Here is a 26,652-nt window from a genome sequence, read left to right on the forward strand (position 1 = left end):
AATTATTTATATTTATTTGAAGTGTTACTAAACTTCTTTTATAATACTCATATTCTTTTGTTAATTGTATAATGTTACTGAAACAATTACCTCTGTAGACTTAATTTCAAAACCTAAACTTTCTGCAAGTTTAACAGATGGGATATTTTCAATATCTACTAAATAAATTGGCAAAATATATTTATCTAAGCACCAGTTTATGCACCCTTTTACAACTTGTTTCCCATACCCTTGATTTCTATATTTAGGGTCTGTAAATACTGCAATATTACCACCAAAAAAATCTATATCAGATATTTTTGCTGAACTAACAATATTATTTTCTATTAATACTACATACTTTCTACCTTCCTCAATTTCTTTTCTCATCTTATTCCATATCATTATTTTCTCTTTTTCATTCATGTTTTTATTTGATTCAAATAATATGGACTTTGTAAGTGGAATAGCTTGTCCATTATTTAAATTCATAATATTTTCTTCTTTCAATGTTAGTCTATACACTTGCCTTACTTTAAAATCATTAAGTTTTGATTGAAAGAAATCATGGGAAATTTCTATTACTTGATTTAAACTCTCTATATTTTTTCCATTAATAAATTTAGTAAAGCTATTATAAAACTCTGGAGCAATTGAAAAAACAACACTGTCTTCTAATACAGTAGCAATCATTTTATAAACATACTGAAAGTTCAAAGGTACATTTCTCTGAACTGAGGAAAAAACACTTTTGCCACTTTTAAATTGTTTTTCATCTATTCCAAGATAATCATTATAGTACTTTTTAAAATCAACTTTCAATAAATTATCTCATTTCACATTATATTAATAATGTCTTATTACTTGTCCTAATTCTATCCTATCAAACTTCAACAATATTAATAAGGTTTCCAGTGTTCTTATCCCTGTCCAATCTTTTTTAGCTTTTTCCCATTCACTAAGGTATCTATCCCATTCCCATGTGGGACTAATTTTTCCATATTCATTTAATTTATCTATTAAATAATCTAATTCTTTATTTAAAAGTTCACTATCTATTCCAAAATAGTTCTTTGAATCAAATTCTATAAATCGTAGTGGAGTGGGAACATAATTTTCCCATTCAGATTCATTAGTATTAATCAATTGCTTAATTGCTAGTTCTAGTTTATCAACTAATTGATTTGAAAAATCTTCATCTAAAGCATTGTATAAACGAATATAACAATATATTTCATGTTCTGATTTAAACTCTGTATGACTATTCAATTTATCAATTGCATATTTTATTAAAGACTCAATATCTATATTTTTAAGATGTTTTTTATATCTATATAGATATCCTATTAATTCAGCTGTTGGATTCCCCCATGAATAATCAATAACTGTCATATTAATATCTTCTTTATACTCCCACCAAGATGCATGTGGATACTCGTTTACTTTCTTAGAGACACTATACCACCCATTTCTTTTACTATCAAAAGTTTTTTCTAGGTATTCAACAGCTCTACATAATATTTCTTCTGCCTTTTCACTATAATCGATACTACTTAAATATTTCAAACCAATAGATGTAGCCATAGGTGATGATTCTATTAGTTTAAAATCTGGTTCTATACCATTCCCGAAACCTCCATCATCATTTTGAAATTGTTTCAATGAGTTCAGTATATTATCTGCATTTCCATCGTTAAAATAATAATTGAAAATATCTCTTTCTAGTGGTCTACTTTCTTTATTCATATATCCATTTAATCTTTTAAAAACAGTTTCAGATAGTTTCTTCATATTTAAACCTCCCATTTTTGAACCAATACACTTTTCAAATATAAGTTATATAACTTCATATAACATTTTAAATTAAGAAAAATATACTTAAACTGTATTAGTTAAAGTATTTTATCAATCTCTTGGTAATGATTCAAACTCTGTAATATTAACAATTGTTTTATTATTAGATCCAGCAGAAATATAAACATCTTCTCTGTTATCGCTATACCAGATTTTCCAATGTATATATGCAACCCCTTTTTTACTTAAGGAAATTATTTCATCTGCCTTTCTTTCTGGCAAATTAACATCATTATCCCATACTAGATTAGATTGAAATTCTAGCCACACTTTCGCTATATTTCTGTCCCTACTAGAACTTGATAATTCCCACCAATCCTCTGTATAGATATCTTCTACAGTTATACCATCTGCCCCTTTTGTTTTTTGTTCCTGCTCAACATATGTACGCAAATGGTAACTATTAGATTTGCTCCAATTATTTAAAAAATATATAGACATTATTATTATTGCTACTAATATTATAATTAAAATATTTCTCTTATTTTTCATAATACTCCTTTCTTAATTAAGTAATATTAAAGTGATTTCATTTCCCGTTTATTAACATTTTTCTTTTCAAATTGACTACTATACTCTAATATATCTTTAACTATTCTAAGCCAGGTAATTTTAATTGTTCATACTGATTTTTTTCCTCAAATTTATGAAGATAATTGAAGCATTCCTCAACACCATACAATATGCCATTGGATTCACATGCTCTTTTCACCATATTCATTAATCTATCATTATTAGGACTTGGTATCTGATATGCATATCTATATTTTTCTATATATCTACTCTTCATTCCCGGAAAATATTCATCAAGTTTTTTATAGAAATATTCTCTATTTCCTTCTCTTAAGGTTAACCCCATTCCGAAACAAATAATGCCATGTACCTTAGCTTCTATACAATAATCTAAGATTCCCCTTATATTCTCTTCTGTATCATTGATAAATGGTAAAATAGGACTTAACCAAACTATAGTAGGAATTCCATTATCACGCATTATTTTCAGCACCTCAAACCGTTCTCTTGTAGTGCTTACATTAGGTTCTATAACTTTACATAAATCTTCATCATAAGTGGTTAATGTCATCTGAACTACACATTTTGTCTTTTCATTGATTTTTTTAAGTAAATCCAAATCCCTTAGAATTCTTGCAGACTTTGTTTGTATGGCCAATCCAAATCCATAGGAATAAATGAGTTCAATACACTTTCTAGTGTTCTCTAGTTTTTCTTCTAAATGGATATATGGATCCGTCATTGCTCCAGTACCTATCATACACTTTTTTCTCTTTCTTCTAAGCGAATCTTCTAGAAGTTTTGGCGCATTAATCTTTACTTCTATATCTTCAAAATCATGATTCATCTGATAACATTTACTTCTTGAATCACAATAGATGCAGCCATGAGTACACCCACGATATATATTCATTCCATTTTTAGCTGATAATATCCCTTTTACCTTTGTTTCATGCATAATATTCTCCTCATTTTTAAATACTTTTTGCTCTAAATTTTCTTTTAGAAGAAGTTAATTCTTTACTAATAGTAATTTCTCTATTATTAAATATATGTTCAATGGCTTTTGTAGTACTATCTATATAACTATCCATTTCTTTTTTTGTTAAATAGTTATATTCCCTATCCAAGTCCCCTTCAAAGTCTTCATAAAAATTAACTATATATTTTATCTTCGTTATTATAGAGTTTTCAGGAAAGAACTCCAAGTACTCTGGGAATACATCTACATATTTAAGTATTCTATAAAAAATTGATTCTTTATTATTCTTAAAATACATATGATCCAGATCATACCAATCCTTTTTCACTTTCCATATAAACTTTTCATCTGTCTTAAGCTTGTCATATATATTACTATTTTGATTTTGCAACATCTTTGACCATTCAATATCTGATAGTAAATGTGCATAATATCCTATTAAAAATGATTCTTTTTCCTTGTTTTTATAATCTTGTCTTAAATATGAATCATAGAATTTCTCTGAATCTATTTTTCCATTTTCATTAAACCAATGAGTTATTTTCTTAGGTGGTTCAAATTCACTCCAATCTTCATTAGCTTGATTACAATCTGGTCCTAGATTACCAATTAAAAAGGCTTTTTCATCTAAATCAAAACCCAAATCCAATAATTTTTCTGCAATTCTTATATGTGATCCCCATGTTGCCATTATATTTCCTCCTTTATTTCATTACTGCTAATAAAATGTTATGAACTGTATATAGACTATATATTGTTTATATCTATAGTAATGAATCTTTTACTTGCTTTAAAATATTTTTAATTAATAATTTTTCCCATAACTATCGTATTTAAATATTGGTTATTCCCAATATAATGGTCATCTATTTTCTTTCCCTCTACTTTGAATCCATACTTTTTATATAATTCTATACCTCTAGTGTTTTCTTCTACAACATCTAATTCTAATCTTCTTAATCCAATTGATTGAGACCAGTTTAACATTTCTTCCATAAAATACTTAGCTATTCCTGTACCCCAATACTTTTTCTCTACTCCTATGACAAAACTTCCAATATGCTTAATTCTTTTTAAATTTCTTGATGATATCGCAAGGAATCCTACTATTTGATTGTCTACTAGTGCAACTAGTAATAGTCCTTTATCACTTTGTAATAAATTTTCTATCTTTTTTTCTTGATCTTCAACTTCCGTATTAATTTCATCAGGTTCTCTCATCATAAACTTAGTTTCACTTGCTAATTTTTTTAATAGTTCTACCATTTTGTAAGCATCAGAAGTTACAGCATTTCTTATTTCTATCTTCTTGCCATTTATTATATAATCCTTTGAATTAATAATTGCCACCATAATCTCCCCTTTTACAATCATATTCTTAATCCTAGAATAATAAATATAAAGTTAATGGATTACTTTATCTAAAATAATCCATTATTATATTTTTGTTGAGCTTTAAACATAATAACAAATCCTATTACAAAGGAGATTACAAAAATTAACCAACCATAACCAGTATCTGTAATAAAATTAATTATCCCTGTAACTATCATTACTATTCCAATAAGAATGTATGATTTACCTATCTTTTCAGTATAAATTTTTTTGTTATTTTCAGAAATTTTTGTATGGTGATATTTATGAATTAGATTAATTTTTTCTTTTTTCCATATATACCATCCTAAAAATAATAATAGTAACCCTAAAACTAACATTAATATCAGCCCAAACACTCAAATCACTTCCATTCAATAATTTTAAACTAAATCTATTTATCAATACTATGATATATATTTTTATCAAAATAGTATAATTTCCCTGATTAGTTCCTAAATATTTATTAACTTTTCTATCATTGTTTAATTTATATAAGAATTCATTATCACCATACTTAAAAGATTTTAAAAATAATCTTTTTGAAGTTATCATTAAACTATCCCCCTTGTATTCTAAGATTTTACTATATTATTTAGTTACCAATATATTTTGCTAAAAATAAGCAGGGGTTCTCTAAATTCCAAATTAAAGGAAATACTTCTAATGGATAAAATCCATTTTTAAAATAAAACCTCCTTGTTCGTTCATAAGGTTCATATTGTATTGATGAGTCTAGTGTTTTTACTGTAATAAATTTATACCCACTTTCTTTACAATAATTTTCAGCAGTAATTAGTAGATTATGACCTATACCTTGTCCATGATATTCTTCTAATACTCCTAAATTATATATACTAACTGTATACTTATTATGTACTTTTAAAGCAATAAATCCAATAACTTTACTTTTATCAAAAACTCCAAAGAATAACATATCTCTATGTTCAATAGACTTATTTTTAATATCTTCTGGTGGACTAAACCATTTTGGCAATGCATTCATAATTTTAAGTGTAATACTGGTTATTAAACCTTTATCAACTATTTTTTTAATCTTAATCAAATTCATTTCACTCCTTATAATTAAAATGCTTTTTTATTTAAAATAATAGCCCAAAACTTTATTAGCATTAAATATCTTTATATATATTCTAAAATAGTTGTTCTTGGAAAAAATCCATATCTAGCATAAAATTTAAAAGCTTCCTCATTTCCTGATGCAACTCCAATTTTTATTCTTATTACACCATTATTTCTAATCCAGTCTAATGAATTTTTCATAAGAGTATCTCCTATTTTTAGTCCTCTATAGTCATCTTCTATATAAATTGAATTAATTTCTCCAATACTTTCTTTTAATATAGATGCTATTACATATCCTATATATTTACCTTGTATAATATCTTTTGCCAAAGTTATAAATACTTGTTTATCTTCACTTTTCTCTATAACTTCTCTTCTATCTTTAAAACTAAACTTTTTAAACCTTTCTTTAAAGTGAATAGAATTTTGCATATGGTGATCATTAAGTTTTTTCCATAAAGGTTCAACAAATTCTAACAACTCTTTTCCACCTTCTATATAATCTATAGTTTTCTTATTGAAACTATTTTCTTTTACATTCCTCACTTTAACACCTCACTTATACCATCACTCAAATCCATATATTACATATAGATTTTTGATATTCTATAAACTTTTTTTATTATCCAAGTTTTCTCTATATTCATGAATTTCACCTTTTATCTTTACGTGATTCATTGTAACACTCCATTCAAGTAATTGATAACACATAAAATATAATAACCTTTTTCAAAAGACATTAATAAACTTTATAATCATATTTTATTTATTTTGGTAGTTTATCAAATTTAGTTACCTTATCTAAGTCATTATCCCAGTTAGCTTTACTTTCTAAGTAAATATGACCTTGAGGTTTAATAGGTACTTTGCTATCAAGAGATCCTGCTGGAACAACCAATAATTGTCCATCCATCTGAATATTTGGAAGTGCAGATCCACAATTAGAGCAAAAACTTTTTATGTGTCCACTAGATTTATAGTTAAAAATTTTTGCTTTATTTTCACCAGATAACCACTTTAACTTAGCTGTGGAAGAAAATAGATTTGCAGCATGTGCTGATCCAGTATCTTTACGACAATACTTACAATGACAAAGAAAGAAATTTTCAAAATCCCCTTCTACTTCAAATTTAATTTCACCACAAAGACATGATCCTGTATGTTTCATAATTATTGCTCCTTCTTTAAATTTTTCGGGGGTTAATTCATCTGCTATACTTTTATATTCTTCATAATACTCCAACTCAGAATAATATTTTCTACTTTTTATTTTAAATGTAAAAGTTTATCTAGCAATTTTTCTGTATTATTGATTTTATTAATATGCATTTCATTTAAAAGTTTTTCAAACTTTTCTTCTCCAATTTCTTTTTCTAATTCATGTAATAAAATACATCCCTTTATATATAAAGTATCAAATACATTTTTATGTCCCCTATCTATTCCTTTTATTGGTGGTAGTTCCTTGGAATTTTCTATGTATTTATCAATTATGTCTTTAAATTCTTTCTCACCATAGTATTTCCTTATAGCTATTAAACTAGAATACTCTGCAAAAGATTCATTTAACCAATCTTCCCATGTATTTATATCAGCCTTTGACCACCAAAGATGTGATATTTCATGAGCAAGATACTTGAAATTTCCAATTTCACCAGATAAATATTTATAATGAGTAAGTGCTTGATTTACTTTTAAATTTGGAAGAACAATTAATCCTGGTCTATTATAACCTCCACCATCTTCTCTAGGTAGAATTACTATTGAGTAGTCTTGATGGCTTATTTCTCCAAATTTATTAGTAAAAGTTTTAAATATGAAAATGGATTGTTCACTTAATTTCTTAGCAATTGTCTTATGTTCCTGATTAATATAATAAACTTTGATATATACTTGTTTTATTTGGCTACTATATTGATTCTCAATAAAATATTCTGAAGCAAGAAAGGAACAATCAATAAAAGGGACTTTTTGTTCTATAATCCACCCCTTGTCCACTTTCTTTGTAATATTACTACCAACTACAGCATAATTACCTTCTTCAAATAAAATCTTAACTTTAAAATACGCTTTATCAAAGCTTTCAACTAAAGGAAACCATGGAGCATATACTCCAAGCTCTATCCATTTTTCTGTAATTCTATTAACACCTGAACTTCCTAATCCTCTTATTTGTCCACTATAATTAAATTTAATATCAATTTTATCTCTTTTAAATAATGATTTATTAAAATAAATAGTAACTTTTTTAGACTCAGAAATAAAGGGGTTCCAGTTTGCTATATCTTCTTCAACTCTATACTTAACTAAATTATTGCAATTTATATTATGAATAATTAAATCTTTATGTATATAAAAATTTAATCTGTTTATGTTTTCTTCATTACAATAATAAGTTAATTTAGTATCAACTTTTATTGATTGTTTTTTGGGATTAATACTTAATTCAATATCATAGTAATTATGTTTTATCATATTCTCTTACTCCTCATTTTAGCTGATTATTTAGAATAATATACTACTATATTGCTACAATTCACATGATTCTAATGAACTATATACAAATAATATGTTATGCATACTACATATTATTTACATTGTAATATGCCTCTTTGGAAGGCTACTTTATCATTATTTTCTATTCCAAATAACGCTTCTTGCAAATCAAATGTACTAGCATAGAATTTTGCTCTTTTTATATAGCTATCTATAGCTCAATGATGAACTCAATATTTGAATTTTCATTTTCATCAATTTGCTCAACATATATCTTTTCAACTACTGTTTCAAAAATATTCACTATATCTTCTGTTTCACTAAATGCTGACTCAAATTTACTTATATCATCTAGTTTCCCAACTGTAAGATGAGGAAAATACGTGAGTTTCTTATATAAAAATTTGTTTAAAATTCCTGTATATAATTTATCATGTATTTCAATTATTTTATCATTACCCTGTTTAATATTTAAAAATAAATAATAATCTGATGTTCCTGTTATACCTCTTAACCTAATTTTAAATTTATTTATGTCTTTCAATATTTCTATCATATGTTTTTTAAGTTCTTCTGTATTTATATCACTTTCAAATGGAAAAACTAGAGTAATATGAGGTTTAATGCAAGTATATAGTGGGTCATATTTACTTCTAATTTCTTCTATAATTTCAATATCATTTAATTTAGGAAAAATAATTATAGATCTTTTTTTCATGTTTTTCACTTCCTTATGTTTTACATGTTTTATTTTTATAAATCATTCATCACTTTCTCATAATAGACAATAGTCATTTTGTCGTTTATCTTCTTTTCTTTTCCAGTCTTTTTGTAACCTAGTTTTTCATATAGATAACAATGTCCTTGTTCTTGTAAAATTGTGTCAAGTTTCCACTTTCTAGCCCATGGATATGTTTGTTCTATTATCTTAAATACTTTTTGTGCAATCCCTTGACCTTGATATTTAGGTAATATAAATACAGGACTAATTCTACACATGTTCTTACTTTCGTTTCTAATTACTCTTATTGCTCCTAATACTTTATATTGACCTTGAATTAAATAATAGTCTGTAAAAGATTGATTAAAACGTCTATATATATCATCAATTTCTTCATTTCCTGGATTTGTATCATAATCTTGATATTTTTCAAGTAATGAATTAAAAGATTCCCTCTGCATATTATAAATAGTCTCACAATCTTGTATGTTTGCTTTACTAACTGAAACCTCCACAGTTGTTCCTCACTCTCTTTAAAAACTTTCATCTGTTATATGTAACTCTATATAATAAGTTTCAATATATCAAAATAATATCCTAATATTTATCATTCAATTTGAAATTTTCAATAATTTCATTACCTTCTTTAATTCTATATTTTTTTCTAAATTCCTTTTTATTTATAAATTAGAATTAATTCTATTATATATATTTAATTACTCACATATAAAACTTTTCCAATAATTCCAAGCTTCCAAATACTTAGATAAATCTTGAGGATGATGTTCAGTACAAGTTGCTATTCTATTATATAATATAATTAAAACATATTTATAAACTACGTCTTTTTCATAGTTATTTATTTTTAAGTAATTTATTGCTGTATTTAAAGTTTCTATTGTCAAGTCGTCTGGTGATGAACAAAATGCATAAAGTAAATCATATATAGGCTCTCCTACTATAGGTGTAGGATCAATGACAGCACATAAATGTTTCTCACAAAATATAAAGTTATGTATGCCACAATCCCCATGAAGAAAATATTTATCTTTTGCATTAAAATTACTTGCCAAATTTCTTACAAGTAAATAATCTTCTTCTGTTAACGTAATTTTAAGTCTTTCTTTTGAATAATCAATATTTTCAATAAGAAATTGTTCCCATGAATCAACTAAATTTTCAGCCCATCCCCATCCTTTAAAATGTGAAATAGATCTGTATTGATTAATAAGGCTTATTACAAGTTTCTGCAACAAATAAGATTTATTATAAATTTGACTTTTAATCTCTCCTTCTATAAATGAATAAACAAAATATTTTTTTGATGGTTCAACATAAACTAGCTTAGGAAGTATTTTAATATTGTTATAAAATTTAAGAAAATATGTCTCTAGACAAATGACAGTAGAGTTATTTGCTTTTACAGCATACAACTGGTCTATCATTATAAATAAGAACGAATACAGTGCTAGTTGTTCCTCCAGTTAATAGATTATATTTCTATTTACTTGTGTCAATTATACCTTTTGATTTCAACTCATAAATAATATTATCAATTGTCATATTATTTACCCTCCTCTTAAAATAGTTAGTTTTTTTAGTTCATATAAGTCTGATTTATTCATCATTAATATGTCTTATATATCGTACTTCATTTAAAATCTTTTCTATTTTTATTTCTTTTATTACTCCATCACAAGTAAATCCTAGTTTTTCATAAAATGCCCTAGCATTTAAATTTTCTTCAAGTACCCAAAGAGATATACCTTTGTAACCCCTATCGTATAATTTATTAATTCCCCAGTTCATTAAAATGCTTCCAAAACCTTTGTTCCAATACCGAGGTAATAGATATATTCCCCATATTTCACCATAAGCATCATCTAAATCATTATCTCTATTCATTCCTAATGTAATAAATCCAATAACTATATTATCTAATACCATCACAGCTATTTCTTTCTTTTTCTCTTTTAGTAATTGTTTAAAATAATCTTCTCTCTTCTTTACATCAATTTTATCTAATACTTCATCAGATACGATGTTTTTATATGCAGTTTTCCATGATTCTGAATGAATAATAGATAAATCTTTTGAATCTTCTTTTTTTGCCCATCTTATATCCATATCAATTTCCCCCTAAAGATTATTTTCAGGTATTGTTTTAACAAATTTTTTTTTTTAGTAAAACTAATAGTGGTATAGCAATAAATATATTCAGGAGATTAAACAAACCAAAAGTTATCACATTTATATGGAATATCAATGCCACTTATTAATCCTATCTTAATCCATATACCTTTACTAATTATTAATATAGAAAATATAATTTAAGAAAGTGTAAAGAATATTGTTATAAGATCAGTATCAGCTAGTGTAGAAATCATTTCATATTATGTTAATACTAGAACTAAGTTAATTATACTTGTGCAGATATACATTATTGAAGATAGTAGTCTAGTTATATTATATTATCCAATATGTATCACCTTTTTAATTTTAGTTTTTTCTTATACTATATTTTATTCCACAACCCATCTTCAAACCCTCTTTTTTCACACAAAAAAAGATTGAATTCCAACTGGAATTCAATCTTTTACTAAACATCTTCTTTTATTGATTCACCTAGAGCATGCCATGCTAATACTGCACATTTTACTCTTGCTGGCATATTTGAAATGTTTTGAAGTATAAATGCATCTTTTAATTTTTCAAATTCTCTTTCATCTGTTATTTCTTTTTTAATCATTCCTATAAATAATTCTACTAAATCATAAGCTTCTTTTTTTGTCTTTCCTTTTATTAGATCTATCATCATTGATGTGGAAGCCTTGCTTATTGCACATCCATGACCAATAAAAGTTGCGTCTTTTATAATATCTCCATCAAATTTTAATTGTAATGTGATATCATCTCCACATGATGGGTTGTGTCCTCTTTCACTATGGTCTGGATTTTCTAATTGTTTTTCATTATGTCCACTTGTATTGTGTTCCATTATGAGCTCTGTGTATATTGAATTAAGATCCATATCCTAACCACTTCCTTACATTTTTTAAACCTTCTATAAATATATCTACTTCCTCTAATGTGTTATAAATATAAAAACTTGCTCTACATGTTGCATTTATTTTTAAATATTTCATCAAAGGTTGAGCACAATGATGTCCTGCTCTAATTGCTATTCCATAGCTATCTAGTATTGTAGCAACATCATGTGGATGAACATCATCTATATTAAATGATATAACACTACTTTTTTTATCTAAATCTTCTGTGCCATATATAGTTATATAAGGTATCTCTTTCATCTTCTCTAGAGCGTATTCAGTTAATTTCATTTCATGTTTCTTTATATTTTCTAATCCTATATCTTCTAAATACTCTATTGCTCTCTTTAATCCAACTGCTGCTTCTACATTTTGAGTTCCTGCTTCAAATTTATATGGGAGTTCTGCAAATGTTGAAGATTGTTCTTCTACATATTCAATCATATCTCCACCAGATAGAAATGGACTCATTTTTTCTAAAAGTTCTCGTCTTCCATATAATACTCCTATTCCCATAGGCCCTAACATCTTATGTCCTGAAAAAACATAGAAATCTGGATTTAATTTTTTTATATCTACCTGTGTATGAGGTGCAGCTTGTGCTCCATCTATTATAGTTATTACTCCTTTTTCATGAGCATAATCTGTTATTTCTTTTATAGGATTTATAGTTCCAAGTACATTTGATATATGTGCTGCTGCTACTATTTTAGTTTTTTCTGTAACTTTACTTTTAAAGTCTTTCATATCAACAGTATAATCATCATTCAAATATACATATTTTAGTCTAGCTTTGTTTTTTCTTGCTACCATCTGCCAAGGTAGTATATTGCTATGATGCTCTGAAATTAAAACTACTATTTCGTCGCCTCTTGTTACATTTTCAAGTGCATATGAAAATGCTACTAAATTTAAAGCTTCTGTTGTATTTTTAGTAAATATTATACTTTCAACATAGGGAGCATTTATGAAGTCTTTTAATTTTTTTCGTGCACTATCATACATCTCTGTTGCTCTTATGCTTAGAGTATATGCTCCCCTGTGTATATTTGCATTTGATGATTTATTGTACTTTTCCATAGCGTCTAGTACACTAATTGGTTTTTGAGTAGTTGCTGCACTATCTAAATATACAAAGGTATTATCATTTACATTCTGATCTAATATAGGGAAATCTTTTCTGATTTTTTCCATATTAAAACTTTTCATTTGTAATTCTCCAGTCAATATCCTTCTCTATTCTCTCCCTTAAATCTTCGAAAGGAATTAAATCTATTATAGGTCTAAATGATGCTTCTATTATCATTTTTTTAGCATCTTTTTCACTTAAACCTCTACTCATAAGATAAAATAATTTAAGTTCATTAATTTGCCCAGCAGATGCAGCATGTTCTCCTTCTACATCATCTTCTCCACATATAAGAGCTGGTATTGCATCTGATTTTACACCTTTGTCTAAAAGAATAACATATTCGCCTTCTTCTCCTTTAGATCTAGTTGAACCTTTTTTGAAATCTAAATTTCCTCTAAATACTTTTTTTGCTTTGTCTTTTAATGCTCCTTTGGTTTCTATATTACTTAAACATCTTCTTCCAAAGTGATTCATTGTATATTCTAAATCTAATCCCATTTCATCATCACCAAAGTATATACTCTTAAGATTTGCTGATGAATTATCTTCTAATAAATTGGTTATAAAACTAGTTGATGTTATTGCACTGCCTAGTTCTACAGATATAAAATTCACTTCTGCATCTCTACCAACAAATGCAATATTTGAATCAAAATTATGAGATGTTTTACTCATAGTTTGAACTTTTATCACTGTTATATTTGAATTGTCTTCTGCATATATTTTTGTAACTCCATTATGAAATGATTTTTCTGTTGAAGTATAATCCATAACTACTGTAACTTCACTATTCTGACGTGCTAATATTAAATTATGGTCTAATACTAATGATTCTTCATTGTTCATATTGAAATCTAATCTTACAGGTTCCTGTATTTTCTGACCTCTTTCTAAATCAATTATTACTCCTGTATTAAAGAATTTTTCTGTTAATTTCACTAATTCTTTATCTACTCCAAATTCACTATCAACTTTTAAATACTTTGTATAATTATTTATTTCTTCTTTTGTATTTATATGTTGTATATTTAAATCTTCTATTTTAGGAATATTTAACGATTTATATTCTCTATGTTCTGGTATTTCTACATCTTTTAGCCTTATTCTTTTCCACTTAGGTAAGTCAACCTCTTTATATTCTTTTAAGTTCATATTTTCACCCCTTAGCCTATTGTTCCTTCGAGCTCTAATTTAATAAGATTATTAAGCTCTACTGCATATTCAAGTGGTAATTCTTTGGCTATAGGTTCTACAAATCCTCTTACTATCATAGCCTTTGCTTCTTCTTCATCTATTCCTCTACTCATTAGATAAAATATTGCTTCATCACTAATTCTACCTATTTTTGCTTCATGTCCTATGTCTATATCATCATTTTTTAATTCAATTATTGGTATTGTATCTGAATTAGATTCATTATCAAGCATAAGTGATTCACATGATACTGTTGATTTACTTCCATGAGCATTTGGAGCTACTCTTAAAAGTCCTCTATAGAATGCATATCCACCATCTTTTGATATAGATTTTGAATTTATATTTGATGTTGTATGAGGTGCTGCATGAACTACTTTAGATCCAGTATCTAGATATTGTCCACTTGCTGCAAATGTAATTCCTGTAAATTCTGCTTTAGCTCCTTCTCCTCTTAATATACTCATAGGATAAAGCATAGATACTTTGGAACCAAATGAACCTGATATCCACTCTATCGTTCCATTTTTATCTACGGCTGCTCTTTTAGTATTTAAATTATACATATTTCTAGACCAGTTTTCTATTGTAGAATATCTTAATTTTGCATCTTCCTTTACAAACAACTCAACACATCCTGCATGAAGATTGTTTACTGAATACTTAGGTGCTGAACAACCTTCAATAAAATGTACCTCTGCACCTTTTTCTACAACTATAAGTGTGTGTTCAAATTGTCCTGCTCCTGGAGCATTAAGTCTAAAGTATGATTGAAGTGGTATATCTACCTTTACTCCTTCTGGTACATATACAAATGAACCACCTGACCATACTGCTCCATGAAGTGCTGCAAATTTATGATCATTTGGAGGTACTAATTTCATAAAATATTCTTTTACTATATCTTCATAATCTTTTATAGCTGTATCCATATCTGTATATACTACACCTTGATCCACTAATTCTTTTTTTATATTGTGATAAACCACTTCAGAATCATATTGAGCTCCTACTCCTGCAAGTGACTTTTTTTCTGCTTCAGGAATACCAAGTGAATCAAATGTCTTTTTAATATCTTCTGGCACATCTTCCCAACTAGTACTCATATCTGCATCTGGACGTATATAATTAACTATATTTTCTATATCAAGCCCTGATAAATCTGCTCCCCAAGTTGGTACTGGCTTAGACTTAAATATATCTAATGATTTAAGTCTAAAATCTAGCATCCATTTTGGCTCATCTTTTTCCCTTGATATTTCCTTTACTATTTCAGGAGTTAATCCTTTTTCAGTTTTATATTTATATTTAAACTCATTTTTTATATCATATATGCCCCGATCTATATCTGCTATATATGTTTTCTCTCTTTTTTCCATTATTTTCACCTCTTATGAAAGATCTTTTTTAAATTCTTCATAACCTTTTTGTTCAATTTTATCTGCTAATTCTGGTCCTCCAGTTTTAACTATTTTCCCATCTACTAACACATGTACATAATCAGGTTCTAAATAGTCTAAAATCTTATTATAATGTGTTATTACCAATATTGCATTTTCATCATTAGAATAGGCTTTCACGCCTTTAGAAACGATTCTAATTGCATCAATGTCAAGTCCTGAATCTGTTTCATCTAGTATTGCTAATTTAGGCTCTAAAATTGTCATTTGTAATATTTCATTTTTCTTTTTTTCTCCACCTGAAAATCCTTGATTTAAATATCTCCCTGCATAATTTTCATCCATTTCAAGTAATTCCATTTTTTCTTTTAGAACTTTCCTAAATGCAAAAATTCCTTGCTTTTCATCAGTGATAGCTGATTTTGAAGTTCTAAGGAAATTTTCTACTGTAACTCCTGGTATTTCTTCTGGATATTGAAATGATAAAAATAAACCTTCTTTTGCTCTTTTGTCTACTGATAAATCATTTATATTTTTATCATTAAATATTATCTCTCCATCTGTTATTTCATGTTTTGGGTGTCCCATTAGTACATTTGCAAGAGTAGATTTTCCTGCCCCATTAGGTCCCATAATTACATGTATTTCACCTTTGTTTATTTTTAAATTTAAACCTTTTAATATTTCTGCATCTTCTACTTTAGAATGCAAATTTTTTATATCCATTATTTTTTCCTTCAAATCTTCCATCTCCTTATCCGTTAATCAATTCCTAGTAATTCACTATGAATTAAACTCTAATTATATCCTACTATATTACTTGGTATTAGTCAATAAAAAAATGGGAACATTTACTGTTCCCATGGCTTTATTTTAATTGTTCTCTATGATTAAAAAAAGTTTTATAACCTAACTGTAAAAATATTATTACAGTTAATGATACACTTCCTATTATTCCAAGCATAATAGCTATTTGATACTTTATTGATGTAATAGGAGATATACCTGATAATATTTGCCCTGTCATCATTCCAGGTAAAAATATAATCCCCATACCCATCATAGAATTTATAGTAGGCATAATTGCAGAATCAAATGCATTATTTACAATTTTTTTAGATGATTTTTTTGAATTAGCTCCAAGCATAAGAGCAGTTTCAACTTCATCATATCTTGAATTAAACCCATCTATAAGTCTTTCTACTCCTAAAGAAATACCTGTCATAGAATTTCCTATAAGCATACCTGCAAGTGGTATAAAATATTGAGGCTTGTACCATGGTTCTATTCCAACCACTATAAATAAGAAAAAAAGTATAGATGTAATTGTACCTATGGTCATTGAAATTGCTATTATCTTTTTTAAACTATTTGATATGTCAGTTTTTACTCTTTTAAATATATTAAATACAGCAAAAGTCTCCATTATAAGTATTATTATAATTGTAACTAAAGGAGATGGGTTTTCAAATATATATACTAAGATATATCCTATAAGTCCAAGCTGTAAAGTCATTCTCAAACTTGCAATTAATATTTCTCTTTCTCTATTTATATTTTTTATTTTTACTATAAATAGTAGTATAAGTACAAATACATAAGCACTGGCAAGTTGTAAAAGAGTTATATCTACTATTTTATCTGTCATCTATAACACTTCCCTTATTTATTCTAATTATATCGTCACCATATTCTTCTGCTATTTTAACTGAATGAGTAACCATAATAACTGTTTTATTATTTTTTTTTGCAAAATCAACTATACTTTTTATTACGAATCTTTCTGTTTCATCATCAAGTGATGAAGAAGGTTCATCTAGTAAATATACTTCTCCATCAGATAAAAGAACTCTTGCAAGTGATAACCTTTGTTTTTCTCCACCAGATAAATTTTTAGCATTAGTATCTAATGATTTATTTAAATTTGATATTTCAAGATATTTATTCAATATATCATCACTTACTCTTTCTTTTTCTTTGAATTCTAATGCTAAATTCAAGTTTTCTCTTATAGTTCCATCAAAAACTACAGGATTTTGAGATAACATTATTACTTGTCTTCTTAAACTTACAGGATCTATATCTAATATGTCATTATCATTATAATAAACTATTCCTCTATCTGGACTTTTTAAATTGTTTAAAAGTCTAAGTAAAGTAGTCTTACCACTACCACTTTGTCCTAATATGCATGTTACTATATTTTCTTTTATTCTTAAATTACCAATGTCTAGTATATCTTTATATTTCACTTTTTCTAATTTAAAAATGTAGTTCATTATATCACTCCTAAAGTATTGGGGATAATATTCTTCCTATTGCTTCTTTGAATTTTTGTAAAGCTCCTCTTTGTTCATATTCTTCATAATTTATTCGATCACAATTTTTAAAATCCTTTAGAAAATCTTTTTCAAGTCTATTTGCTATGTCTTTATCATATACAAATGCATTTACTTCAAAATTTATATGAAAACTTCTATTGTCCAAATTAGCTGTTCCTACAGATGCTACCATATCATCTACAAGTAATGTCTTTGCATGAACAAAACCTTTTTGATATCTATATATTTTCACTCCTGCTTTTAATAATTCTGATACATATGATCTAGAACCCCAAAATGCAACAATATGATCTGCTATATCAGGTATTATTATTCTTACATCTATTCCACTTAACGCAGCAGTTCTAAGAGCCACATTCATGCTTTCATTTGGTATAAGATAAGGAGTTGTAATCCACACTCTATCATTTGCATATGTTATAAGCGAAAAATATGATTGCATAATTGATTCCCATTCAGTATCTGGTCCACTTGAAGATATTTGTATTAATTGTTCTCCATAGTATTTTAATTTAGGAAAATATTTTAGATCTTCCAAATTCTCTTTTGTACAAAAATACCAATCATTTAGAAATATATTTTGAAGAGCATATACTGCCTCCCCTTCAATTTTTATATGAGTATCTCTCCAAAAACCAAATTTCTTGCTTTTGCCTAAATACTCATCTCCTATGTTTATACCCCCAGTAAAAGCTATATTACCATCTATTATTACTATTTTTCTATGATTCCTATAATTTATATCACGACTTAACCCAGGTAAAAACACTGGAAGATAACCCTCAACTTTTACTCCTGCATCTTTCAAACTCTTTATATATTTTTTTCCTAACCTCCAACTTCCTGCACTATCATATATAAATCTTACTTCTACTCCTTCTTCTGCCTTTTTTATTAATATATTTTTAATTTCATTTCCTATGTTATCATTCTTAATTATAAAGTATTCTATATGTATATGTTTTTTGGCATTAGATAAATCTTTTTTTAATTCCTTAAATTTTTGCTTTCCATTAGTCAATATCTTACTTTTATTATTTATTGTTACTGGAGATTTTGAGTTATTTAATATAAGGCTTATAAGTTTTTTCTTTAAAGAATGTTTTTCTTCTGAAAATATTTTCGATTCTTTTACTGCATTTAATTGAATTTCTGCTATATCTTCTAATGATTTAGTTCGTATATTTTCTTCTTTTTGAAATATTTTTTTCTTTCTTATATTTTGACCTAAAAATAAATATAAAACAAAACCTACTACAGGAAATATAAATAAAACTAAAAGCCATGTAATAGTTGTTTGAGGATCTTCATTTTCAATAAAAATTATTACCCCTATTGATATAGTGTAAAATGTAAATAAAAATGATAATATACTTCTAAATTGAAACATAAATTCTCGAACCATGTCTACTATTCCTCTTTGAGCTGAATTTTTGTCAAAAAGGGACAGTATATTTAAATCTAATAAAAAGTTAGGCACTACATATATTATAAATAATATTATAGCTATTATTAAAAAGTATTTTTTAATTTTATTCATTCTACCAACTACTTTCTCATATGTATTCTTAATATAATTATACCATTATATATTCATATTAACCTATATATTCAATTTTATTAACCAAAACTTAATACCAGAACTTGTAAAACCTAAATCCCATGGTACTCTAAACCTATCTGTATTGTGTGAATGTACTAATCTATAACCTTTTGAATCGATTCCACTTACTACACATATATGAACTACCTTTCCTTTTTTTTCATATGCTACAATATCTCCTTTAGATAATTGATATGAAGCCTCTAATACTTGACTATAATCTCCATACTTTATTGCCTTACTACGTCCACTATAAATTATATAATCCTTAAAAGCTTGTGCATTTACCCATGATTTTGTACCATCTTTTTCATAGTTCCATGAATATGTCTTTTTAAACTGTCCACCTTCAAACAATGATTGAGATGCAAAATTAGCACAGTCTCCACCTATTGAATTATAATCTTTATACTTATTATTATATTTATAATTATTTTCTCCATTATCTGCAGCACCTAGATACTTATCCATATATTTTACTATTTCTTCTCTTCTATCATTAGTTTCTAAGTTTTTATTTCCTTTTGTTATAATCGTTTTTATATTTTCTATATCATCTTTTTTTATGCCAAGATTATCTCCAAAAGGATCATCATACCAATCTTTTGTAATAATCCATTTATTATCTCTTTTTTCTATATCCATAGCATGATAAGTTCCTATTCTAAAAGTATTTATATTTTTTATATCATCTTTGTAAACATACTTATATTCTGTAGATAAAGTAATATTCAAGCTTGCTTTTTCATCATATTCTTTTACCCAATTTATTATAGGAGTAGCTTCTATAGATATTATTTTTATTCCCTGCTTTTTTGACCAACTATGTAAATAATTCATTTTATTTATTTCATGTTCATATGCCCAAACTCCATATTTTTTATCTAAATCATAAAGTTTTTCTATGGTTTTTTCTTTTTCTTTTAATATGGCATTATTTCTAGTATCTATATTATTTTTTATTATAGTATTATAATCAGATTCACTTAATACATCTATAGTTTTATTTGAATAGAATAATATAATGCTTATACATAATGCTATTATAATTAAAGATACTATTAATATTTTCTTTTTTATCACTATAATCATATAGATTCCCCTTTCATAATATTAATTTATGATTAAAAATATAATTATAGAATAAAAAATAAGAATTACCCTGATTACTAATCAGGATAATTCTTATTTAATGTATTTTTTCTTTTATAGTTTACAAATATTATCCCTGAAGCTACTAAAACTAATGCTCCAAACATATATATTGTGAATTCTTCTTTTGGTAAAAGTAATACTGATAAAAATGATCCAGTAACTGGTATTACAAATTTAAACATTGTTATTTCTCCAGCTCTATTATATTTTAAAAGGGCATACCATAGTGAAAATGCTGTTGCTGATAGAAATGCAGAATATAATAATAATCCTGAAGATACTGGGTTAAAATTTAACATCTCTTCTGCACCACTATAACCTACTATAAGTAATATCAATGAGCCTAAAAACATTTGCCAAGCTGTTACTATAAATGGATGTATTTCTTTTGATAATTTTTTAGCTAGAATTGTTCCAAAGGCAGAAACTAGTCCAGATATTATAAGAAATCCTTCACCTCTAAAAGTAAAGTTTAAATTAAAACCACCTTTTCCCCAATTAACTAAAATTATTCCTAACAATCCTGAAATTAATCCTATTGTTTTTTTAAAATTCATTTTATCATCATGATATATGAAATGTGCAAGTATTACTACAAAAAATGTTCCACTTGAAGCAAGTATAGAACCTTTTATCCCACTTGTATATGCTAAACCATTGTAAAAGAAAAAGTATTGTAAACTAGTTTGAAGTAGTCCTAAAATTAATAGAGATATCACAGTTTCTCTTTTTATTTTTATTGGTATTTTTAAAAAAAGCATTACTACTACAAAAATTAAACATGATGCTATGAAAAATCTCATTCCTGCAAATAATATTTTAGAATATATATCAACTGCTGCTATCTCTAGCTCACTATAGCTTATTTTAAGTACAGGAAATGCACTTCCCCAAAGCATAGAACAAAAAATAGCTATTATTGTAACAGATACTTTATTTTTTAATAATTCACTTTTATCCAACTTTCTACACCTCTTTTATTTTCTTTAGTTATTCAATACTACAATCATATACTATTCAAAATGTTTTATAAATCCTATGTATATAGCCCATGCTATCTTTTGTTGATATTCTTCATTATTAAGTAGTTTTTCTTCATTTGGATTAGATAAAAAACCACATTCAACTAATACAGAAGCAGAGTCTGCTTCTCTTATAAGATAAATACTATCTCTAGGTTGTGGTACTCTTTCATTATTTTTATCTAACATTCTTCTAAGTTCTTTTTGTATTCCTTTTGCTAGTACTTTACTTTCTTCAGATCCTTTTTTATAAAATGTCTGTGCACCATAATATTGAGACTGAGGAAAACTATTTAAATGCACACTTATAAAAATATCTGGTTCAGAACCATTTATTAATATTCTTCTATTTCTTAAATCTTCATTTTTTTTCTGCCTATATGTTTTAGATTCTTCAGTATCTAAGCCTTCATCTATATCTCTTGTAAGTACAGCAATCCCTCCGCCTTGTTCTATTAATCTTCTCAATTTTAATGTTATTTCTAGATTTATTTCATCTTCTTTTTTAGTCAAATTTCCTATTGCACCTGGATCAAAACCACCATGACCAGCATCTAATACTATTATTTTATCCATTAAAGGTGTTGAAGTTTCTAATACTATATCTTTTTCGTTAAAAAAGTATAAAGATACAGCAAGTATTATTATAGGTATAAAAATTATATCTCTTTTTCTTATATTCAGTTCTCTCAATATATATCACCTTCCTTATATTATAAATATTTTTAAGGAAGTATTTATATTACAGAAAAATAGAGAAGTAGATATCTACTCCTCTATTTAATATTTACCTACATAATCCCAACCTAATGGTATACCAGGATTACCTGGCTTCCATCCTGCTTGAGCCCCTCTTCCAGTTCTTCTATTGAATTGTAAAGCCATTATTATTCTGATAATCTCATCAATATTTCTAGCTACAGGCTGAGGATTAGTCATCCATGCTTGAATTTTTCCTTCTGGGTCTATTATAAATGCGCCTCTCCAATCAAAACCTTCATTTTCATTTAATATGCCATATTTTTTAGATACTCTTTGAGTCCTATCTGATAATAATGGAAAGTTTATTTTTCTCCCTGATGGAGAAGTTTGTTGAAATATCTTATGAGAATAAATACTATCTGTACTTATTCCTAATACCATAGTATTTAATCTTTTAAATATTTCATGTCTGTCAGCAACTGCTGCAAGCTCCGTAGGTCAAACAAAAGTAAAATTTGATCCATAGAAAAATAAAACTACCCAACAACCTAAATAATCTGATAGTGATACATTTTTAGGTTTTCCTTTTACAATACCTTCTAATGTGAAATTAGGTGCTTTATCTCCTATGTCAAAATATTTTATATTATTTTTTTCATAAGGTCTACAATAAGATTTATATTCAAAACTATTATTCATTTTCATACCTCCCACCTATAATAATATATTATGATTTTATTATTATAAGAGTTCTATTAAGTAATAAAAAAAGACACTCATTTGAGTGTCTTTTATCATATATATTATCTCTTTGAGTAATATGATTCTAAGTTTTAAGTATATTACATCCGTTATAATACTTCTATATACTTATTCTATAGAAGTATAAATAGATAAAAAAATATAGAAAAGGATTAAGAAGGATATTAGTTGAACCAATTTGCACCATAATAGATGTTAGTTGAATACAATTATAAAATAAATTAATATATTTTTACTATATTATAATTATTTTATTTATGTTGATGCTTTAATATTTTATTATTAGTAGTATTTTCATTTTTCCATTCTTTAATAATATTATTTATATTCACTTCCCATTCCATATAATTTGATACGTTGAGTGCATTTTTATTAATTTTAGATATAAGTTCAATAAAAATATTAATATCTAATTCATATATATATATATGGGAAATAACATCAACATACTGTTCTATTGTAATAGGAATTACTGGTACATTCCTACCTATCCAACTTTCTTTATTTAATATAAAGAATTGCCATATTAATCTAACGTTCATTTTCTTTGATATAAATATTCCATATACATCCTTTTCTTTATACTCTTCTATAAATTTCAATACATGATCAATAACAGATGATCCTTCATGTTCCCATTGTCTTACACCTGACATTAACGATACTTCAGGAATTATAATAAACCCATTAAAATATACTTCCATGTCAGGTGTGTTCCCTCCTCCTGGTGCAAAACTTTTTGGTGTCAAATCTTCTTCAATCTTAAAGTTTCTTTTTACTTTATGTTTCCCATTAATCGCTACTAAAGATTTCCAAGTGTTAACTTCTAACCATAAAGCTGCCATATCCTCATTTCCTTTATTAATATCTTCAAATTTATTTATTATTTCTTTTCTTGAACTTCTTCGCTTAGATAAAGATTGAATAAATATTTGTTCATTTATGTTTAATAGACTTTCTGATAATTTTTCATCTGCAATTACTAATTTTTTATACTCTTTAGATTGTATTAATTTTTCAATTTCTGGTAAATTTTTAATGAAAAACTCTTTATTAATTTGTTTTTCTTGTTTAATAATATTTTTATAATTTTTCATTTTATTATTTACTATAATTTTTCTATCTTCTTTGTTATCCCACGGTAATATAATATTATACGGGGACCCAAAATATTTCATATATAAATCTAGATTTCTTTCATTATTGTATATAAATTTATATTTTTCTTGTAATAGCTTTATTTTAACTTTAGAATGTTCTGGAATATAAAGTTTAGTATAAATACCCCTACCTCTAGTTAAAAAAAGTCCTGTATATGTAAGCGCTCTTATAAAAGCATCTGCATAGTCTATATATGTCATTGGCTTATTTTTAATTTTAGGATAAGTGTTTTTTAAGATGTCTTTATAAATTTTCATAACATCTTTTGTTTTTAGTTTATTTGTCAAATTATTATATTTATTGCGAAACTTTTTTATTGCTTCAATAGTTATATCTACTTCTTTTATATCCATACATCCAAATAATAAGCCTATTTCTAACTGAGTTAAATATTTAAAGTGTTTAAACACTTCAATTAAAATTTCCATAGCAAAAACATGATTACCTTTATATTTCTTTTTTACTATAGGAGAAGGAAACTGTAATTTTAATAACTGTTTTAGAAGAAATTCATCATTCATTTTTTTATTTACAATTAGTTTTCCTATATCAGTTACTTTTACAATATTTTTGTTATCTACATATCCAAAACCAAAAAACTCAAAAGAAATTTTATCATTTCTTGCTGCACTTTCAACATCCACTTCATCATATTCTCCCGACATAAATTCATCATAACTTAGTTTTAGCCCTTCTTTGTGTGCATTATATATATATTCTCTTCTTATAATATTTATAGGCTGTTTTGTATTTTTGCTTTTTTTATATTCATCTTTTAAGTTCCAGTTCTTGCCTTCTAATGCTGCAAAATACGGAAACCATTCTATAGTTCTAAGAATACTTCGAGGTTTCATCCTAAACCACCATGAATTCATCTAAAACTCTCCTTTAAGAAATATGTTTATTTGATAGTTTTATAATTCGTTATAATCAAATGTTCTGCATTTTTATCATTTCTATTTTGAAAACTTACTAAATATTTTTTATCAAAAGGTTTTATATAGAACTCTTTGTATAAAGAGTAAATAAAATCAGTATTTTTTATTATTACCATAAATTTTGCTTGAGTTTTTTTAAGGTAATCAGCAAGTCTTTCTTGATCGTTATGTTCAAATTTATTTTGAGCATAAGTTGAAAAATCACTATCATATGGAGGATCTAAAAAAATAAAATCCTTAGTAGTAGGTTCAATTTTATTTAAAAATTCTTCAAAGTCTAAATTTTCAATTTGCGTCTTATTTAAATGCTTAATTAATTGTGAGTATCTTAACTTATTTATTTTTGATTTAAAGTCTTTTCTATTGTATGATATTCCTCCGTAAGGAACATTGAAGTTCCCTTTTTTATTGTACCTAAACATTGATGAATAACAGTATTCTCTTATGAAGTAAAATATTGCAGTTTCAAATGAACTATTAATTTTATATACATTAATATTATTATATAAATGTCTAAAATGCATATAAAAACCACTTTTAAACGCGGCTTCATAGTTATCCAAAATATCTTTTTGTGATAATTCACCTTTTTCTTTTTCAATTTTCTTCATTCTTTTAGTTTTATTTTTTAAATTTCGTTCAAGTTCATTTAAAAAATTTTTCAGATTTATATTAAAACTTGTCTCAAGTAATCCATTTAATTCTTTATTGTGTTTAATTATAAAACTAATTACAAAATCTTTAAAATCTAAATCTGACAATTGGTTATTTCTAAACTCTATATATTTTTCAATTAATTCTTTTTCATTTTTTTTTACAATTTCTTCTAATAATAACCAGTTATGATTTATAGCTTCTATTTTATTAAAAAATTCTTGATCTTGATTTTTTATACACTTATATAAGTTTATTAATTCGTTTGATTTATCATTTATATAGTATTCTTTAGCAGAATTTATGTCCAAATATACAGCTCCTCCTCCAACAAAAGGCTCAATATATCTGTCAATTTTCTTTGGCAAGTTAGGAATTATAACCTTAAGTTCTTCTTGTTTCCCCCCTGGCCATTTTACAAATGGTTGCATATTACTCCTCCTTAATTTCTACGAAAAAGATAATTAATACATTTAACATATTTTTTATTTTATCATATTTAAAATTTTATTTAATACATATATTCTTTTTA

General features: G+C 26.2%; 30 protein-coding genes. All 30 read right to left on the minus strand.

The genetic code is table 11. From position 1 onward, the window contains the following. Positions 1-60 precede the first annotated feature (60 nt). Entirely contained in the window at positions 61-801 is a 741-nt protein-coding gene (locus E0D94_RS12540) for a GNAT family N-acetyltransferase (RefSeq protein WP_130807906.1), read from the minus strand. Positions 802-825: 24 nt separating this feature from the next. Beyond that, positions 826-1,770, minus strand: a complete 945-nt coding sequence (locus E0D94_RS12545; protein WP_130807907.1) for a prenyltransferase/squalene oxidase repeat-containing protein — start codon at positions 1,768-1,770, stop codon at positions 826-828. 114 nt (positions 1,771-1,884) lie between these two features. Beyond that, a complete protein-coding gene (locus E0D94_RS12550; protein ID WP_130807908.1) occupies positions 1,885-2,325 on the minus strand; it encodes a hypothetical protein in 441 nt (146 codons plus the stop codon). 100 nt (positions 2,326-2,425) lie between these two features. Next, positions 2,426-3,304 (minus strand): SPL family radical SAM protein, encoded by an 879-nt coding sequence (locus tag E0D94_RS12555; protein WP_130807909.1) that lies wholly within the window; start codon positions 3,302-3,304, stop codon positions 2,426-2,428. A 16-nt stretch (positions 3,305-3,320) separates the two neighbouring features. After that, complete coding sequence (locus tag E0D94_RS12560; RefSeq protein ID WP_130807910.1) at positions 3,321-4,019, minus strand: zinc dependent phospholipase C family protein; 699 nt, start codon at positions 4,017-4,019, stop codon at positions 3,321-3,323. 110 nt (positions 4,020-4,129) lie between these two features. Continuing rightward, on the minus strand, positions 4,130-4,678 hold the full coding sequence (locus E0D94_RS12565; protein ID WP_165442967.1) for a GNAT family N-acetyltransferase: 549 nt from the start codon (positions 4,676-4,678) through the stop codon (positions 4,130-4,132). Positions 4,679-4,749: 71 nt separating this feature from the next. Next, entirely contained in the window at positions 4,750-5,043 is a 294-nt protein-coding gene (locus E0D94_RS12570) for a DUF3784 domain-containing protein (RefSeq protein ID WP_242620545.1), read from the minus strand. Continuing rightward, a complete protein-coding gene (locus E0D94_RS14920) occupies positions 4,979-5,257 on the minus strand; it encodes a hypothetical protein (RefSeq protein ID WP_165442934.1) in 279 nt (92 codons plus the stop codon). The genes E0D94_RS12570 and E0D94_RS14920 overlap by 65 nt, the downstream gene beginning before the upstream one ends. Positions 5,258-5,297: 40 nt before the next feature. Then, a complete protein-coding gene (locus tag E0D94_RS12575; protein ID WP_165442968.1) occupies positions 5,298-5,768 on the minus strand; it encodes a GNAT family N-acetyltransferase in 471 nt (156 codons plus the stop codon). A gap of 77 nt (positions 5,769-5,845) precedes the next feature. After that, the gene (locus E0D94_RS12580; protein ID WP_130807914.1) at positions 5,846-6,334 is read right to left on the minus strand and encodes a GNAT family N-acetyltransferase; all 489 of its coding nucleotides are present in this window, start codon (positions 6,332-6,334) and stop codon (positions 5,846-5,848) included. A 220-nt stretch (positions 6,335-6,554) separates the two neighbouring features. Beyond that, entirely contained in the window at positions 6,555-7,031 is a 477-nt protein-coding gene (locus tag E0D94_RS12585) for a GFA family protein (RefSeq protein ID WP_242620546.1), read from the minus strand. A gap of 23 nt (positions 7,032-7,054) precedes the next feature. Beyond that, complete coding sequence (locus tag E0D94_RS12590) at positions 7,055-8,263, minus strand: M1 family aminopeptidase (protein WP_130807915.1); 1,209 nt, start codon at positions 8,261-8,263, stop codon at positions 7,055-7,057. Between the two features lie 232 nt (positions 8,264-8,495). After that, entirely contained in the window at positions 8,496-9,002 is a 507-nt protein-coding gene (locus tag E0D94_RS12595; RefSeq protein WP_130807916.1) for a 2'-5' RNA ligase family protein, read from the minus strand. Between the two features lie 35 nt (positions 9,003-9,037). Continuing rightward, a complete protein-coding gene (locus E0D94_RS12600; RefSeq protein WP_130807917.1) occupies positions 9,038-9,520 on the minus strand; it encodes a GNAT family N-acetyltransferase in 483 nt (160 codons plus the stop codon). A gap of 201 nt (positions 9,521-9,721) precedes the next feature. Continuing rightward, complete coding sequence (locus tag E0D94_RS12605; RefSeq protein ID WP_130807918.1) at positions 9,722-10,450, minus strand: aminoglycoside phosphotransferase family protein; 729 nt, start codon at positions 10,448-10,450, stop codon at positions 9,722-9,724. 172 nt (positions 10,451-10,622) lie between these two features. Next, a complete protein-coding gene (locus tag E0D94_RS12610; RefSeq protein WP_130807919.1) occupies positions 10,623-11,132 on the minus strand; it encodes a GNAT family N-acetyltransferase in 510 nt (169 codons plus the stop codon). Positions 11,133-11,604: 472 nt separating this feature from the next. Further along, positions 11,605-12,036 carry a Fe-S cluster assembly sulfur transfer protein SufU gene (sufU, locus tag E0D94_RS12615; RefSeq protein ID WP_130807920.1) on the minus strand — a complete coding sequence of 144 codons (432 nt, stop codon included), beginning with the start codon at positions 12,034-12,036 and terminating at the stop codon, positions 11,605-11,607. Further along, positions 12,026-13,264: a cysteine desulfurase gene (locus E0D94_RS12620; protein WP_130807921.1), complete on the minus strand. Its 1,239-nt coding sequence runs from the start codon at positions 13,262-13,264 to the stop codon at positions 12,026-12,028. Before E0D94_RS12620 ends, sufU begins: the two co-directional genes overlap by 11 nt. Then, a complete protein-coding gene (gene sufD, locus E0D94_RS12625; protein ID WP_130807922.1) occupies positions 13,251-14,339 on the minus strand; it encodes a Fe-S cluster assembly protein SufD in 1,089 nt (362 codons plus the stop codon). The genes E0D94_RS12620 and sufD overlap by 14 nt, the downstream gene beginning before the upstream one ends. Before the next feature lie 11 nt (positions 14,340-14,350). Then, on the minus strand, positions 14,351-15,760 hold the full coding sequence (gene sufB, locus E0D94_RS12630) for a Fe-S cluster assembly protein SufB (RefSeq protein ID WP_130807923.1): 1,410 nt from the start codon (positions 15,758-15,760) through the stop codon (positions 14,351-14,353). A 12-nt stretch (positions 15,761-15,772) separates the two neighbouring features. Next, positions 15,773-16,522, minus strand: coding sequence for a Fe-S cluster assembly ATPase SufC (sufC, locus tag E0D94_RS12635; RefSeq protein WP_207289773.1), 750 nt, complete (start codon positions 16,520-16,522; stop codon positions 15,773-15,775). A 127-nt stretch (positions 16,523-16,649) separates the two neighbouring features. Continuing rightward, on the minus strand, positions 16,650-17,429 hold the full coding sequence (locus E0D94_RS12640) for an ABC transporter permease (protein WP_130807925.1): 780 nt from the start codon (positions 17,427-17,429) through the stop codon (positions 16,650-16,652). Beyond that, positions 17,419-18,060 (minus strand): ABC transporter ATP-binding protein, encoded by a 642-nt coding sequence (locus tag E0D94_RS12645; protein WP_341274577.1) that lies wholly within the window; start codon positions 18,058-18,060, stop codon positions 17,419-17,421. The genes E0D94_RS12640 and E0D94_RS12645 overlap by 11 nt, the downstream gene beginning before the upstream one ends. 10 nt (positions 18,061-18,070) lie before the next feature. Next, a complete protein-coding gene (gene cls / locus E0D94_RS12650; RefSeq protein WP_242620547.1) occupies positions 18,071-19,663 on the minus strand; it encodes a cardiolipin synthase in 1,593 nt (530 codons plus the stop codon). Positions 19,664-19,726: 63 nt separating this feature from the next. Further along, positions 19,727-20,818 carry an amidase domain-containing protein gene (locus E0D94_RS12655; RefSeq protein WP_130807926.1) on the minus strand — a complete coding sequence of 364 codons (1,092 nt, stop codon included), beginning with the start codon at positions 20,816-20,818 and terminating at the stop codon, positions 19,727-19,729. 77 nt (positions 20,819-20,895) lie between these two features. Then, a complete protein-coding gene (locus E0D94_RS12660) occupies positions 20,896-21,843 on the minus strand; it encodes a DMT family transporter (RefSeq protein ID WP_242620548.1) in 948 nt (315 codons plus the stop codon). Positions 21,844-21,894: 51 nt separating this feature from the next. Next, the gene (gene cwlD, locus E0D94_RS12665) at positions 21,895-22,596 is read right to left on the minus strand and encodes an N-acetylmuramoyl-L-alanine amidase CwlD (protein WP_130807927.1); all 702 of its coding nucleotides are present in this window, start codon (positions 22,594-22,596) and stop codon (positions 21,895-21,897) included. Between the two features lie 87 nt (positions 22,597-22,683). Further along, positions 22,684-23,310, minus strand: coding sequence for a redoxin domain-containing protein (locus E0D94_RS14925; RefSeq protein WP_165442969.1), 627 nt, complete (start codon positions 23,308-23,310; stop codon positions 22,684-22,686). A 308-nt stretch (positions 23,311-23,618) separates the two neighbouring features. After that, a complete protein-coding gene (locus tag E0D94_RS12680) occupies positions 23,619-25,403 on the minus strand; it encodes an AlwI family type II restriction endonuclease (RefSeq protein WP_130807930.1) in 1,785 nt (594 codons plus the stop codon). Between the two features lie 26 nt (positions 25,404-25,429). Next, positions 25,430-26,551 carry a DNA adenine methylase gene (locus E0D94_RS12685; RefSeq protein WP_130807931.1) on the minus strand — a complete coding sequence of 374 codons (1,122 nt, stop codon included), beginning with the start codon at positions 26,549-26,551 and terminating at the stop codon, positions 25,430-25,432. Positions 26,552-26,652 lie beyond the last annotated feature (101 nt).

The sequence above is a fragment of the Senegalia massiliensis genome (assembly GCF_900626135.1).
Lineage (GTDB): Bacteria > Bacillota > Clostridia > Tissierellales > SIT17 > Anaeromonas > Anaeromonas massiliensis.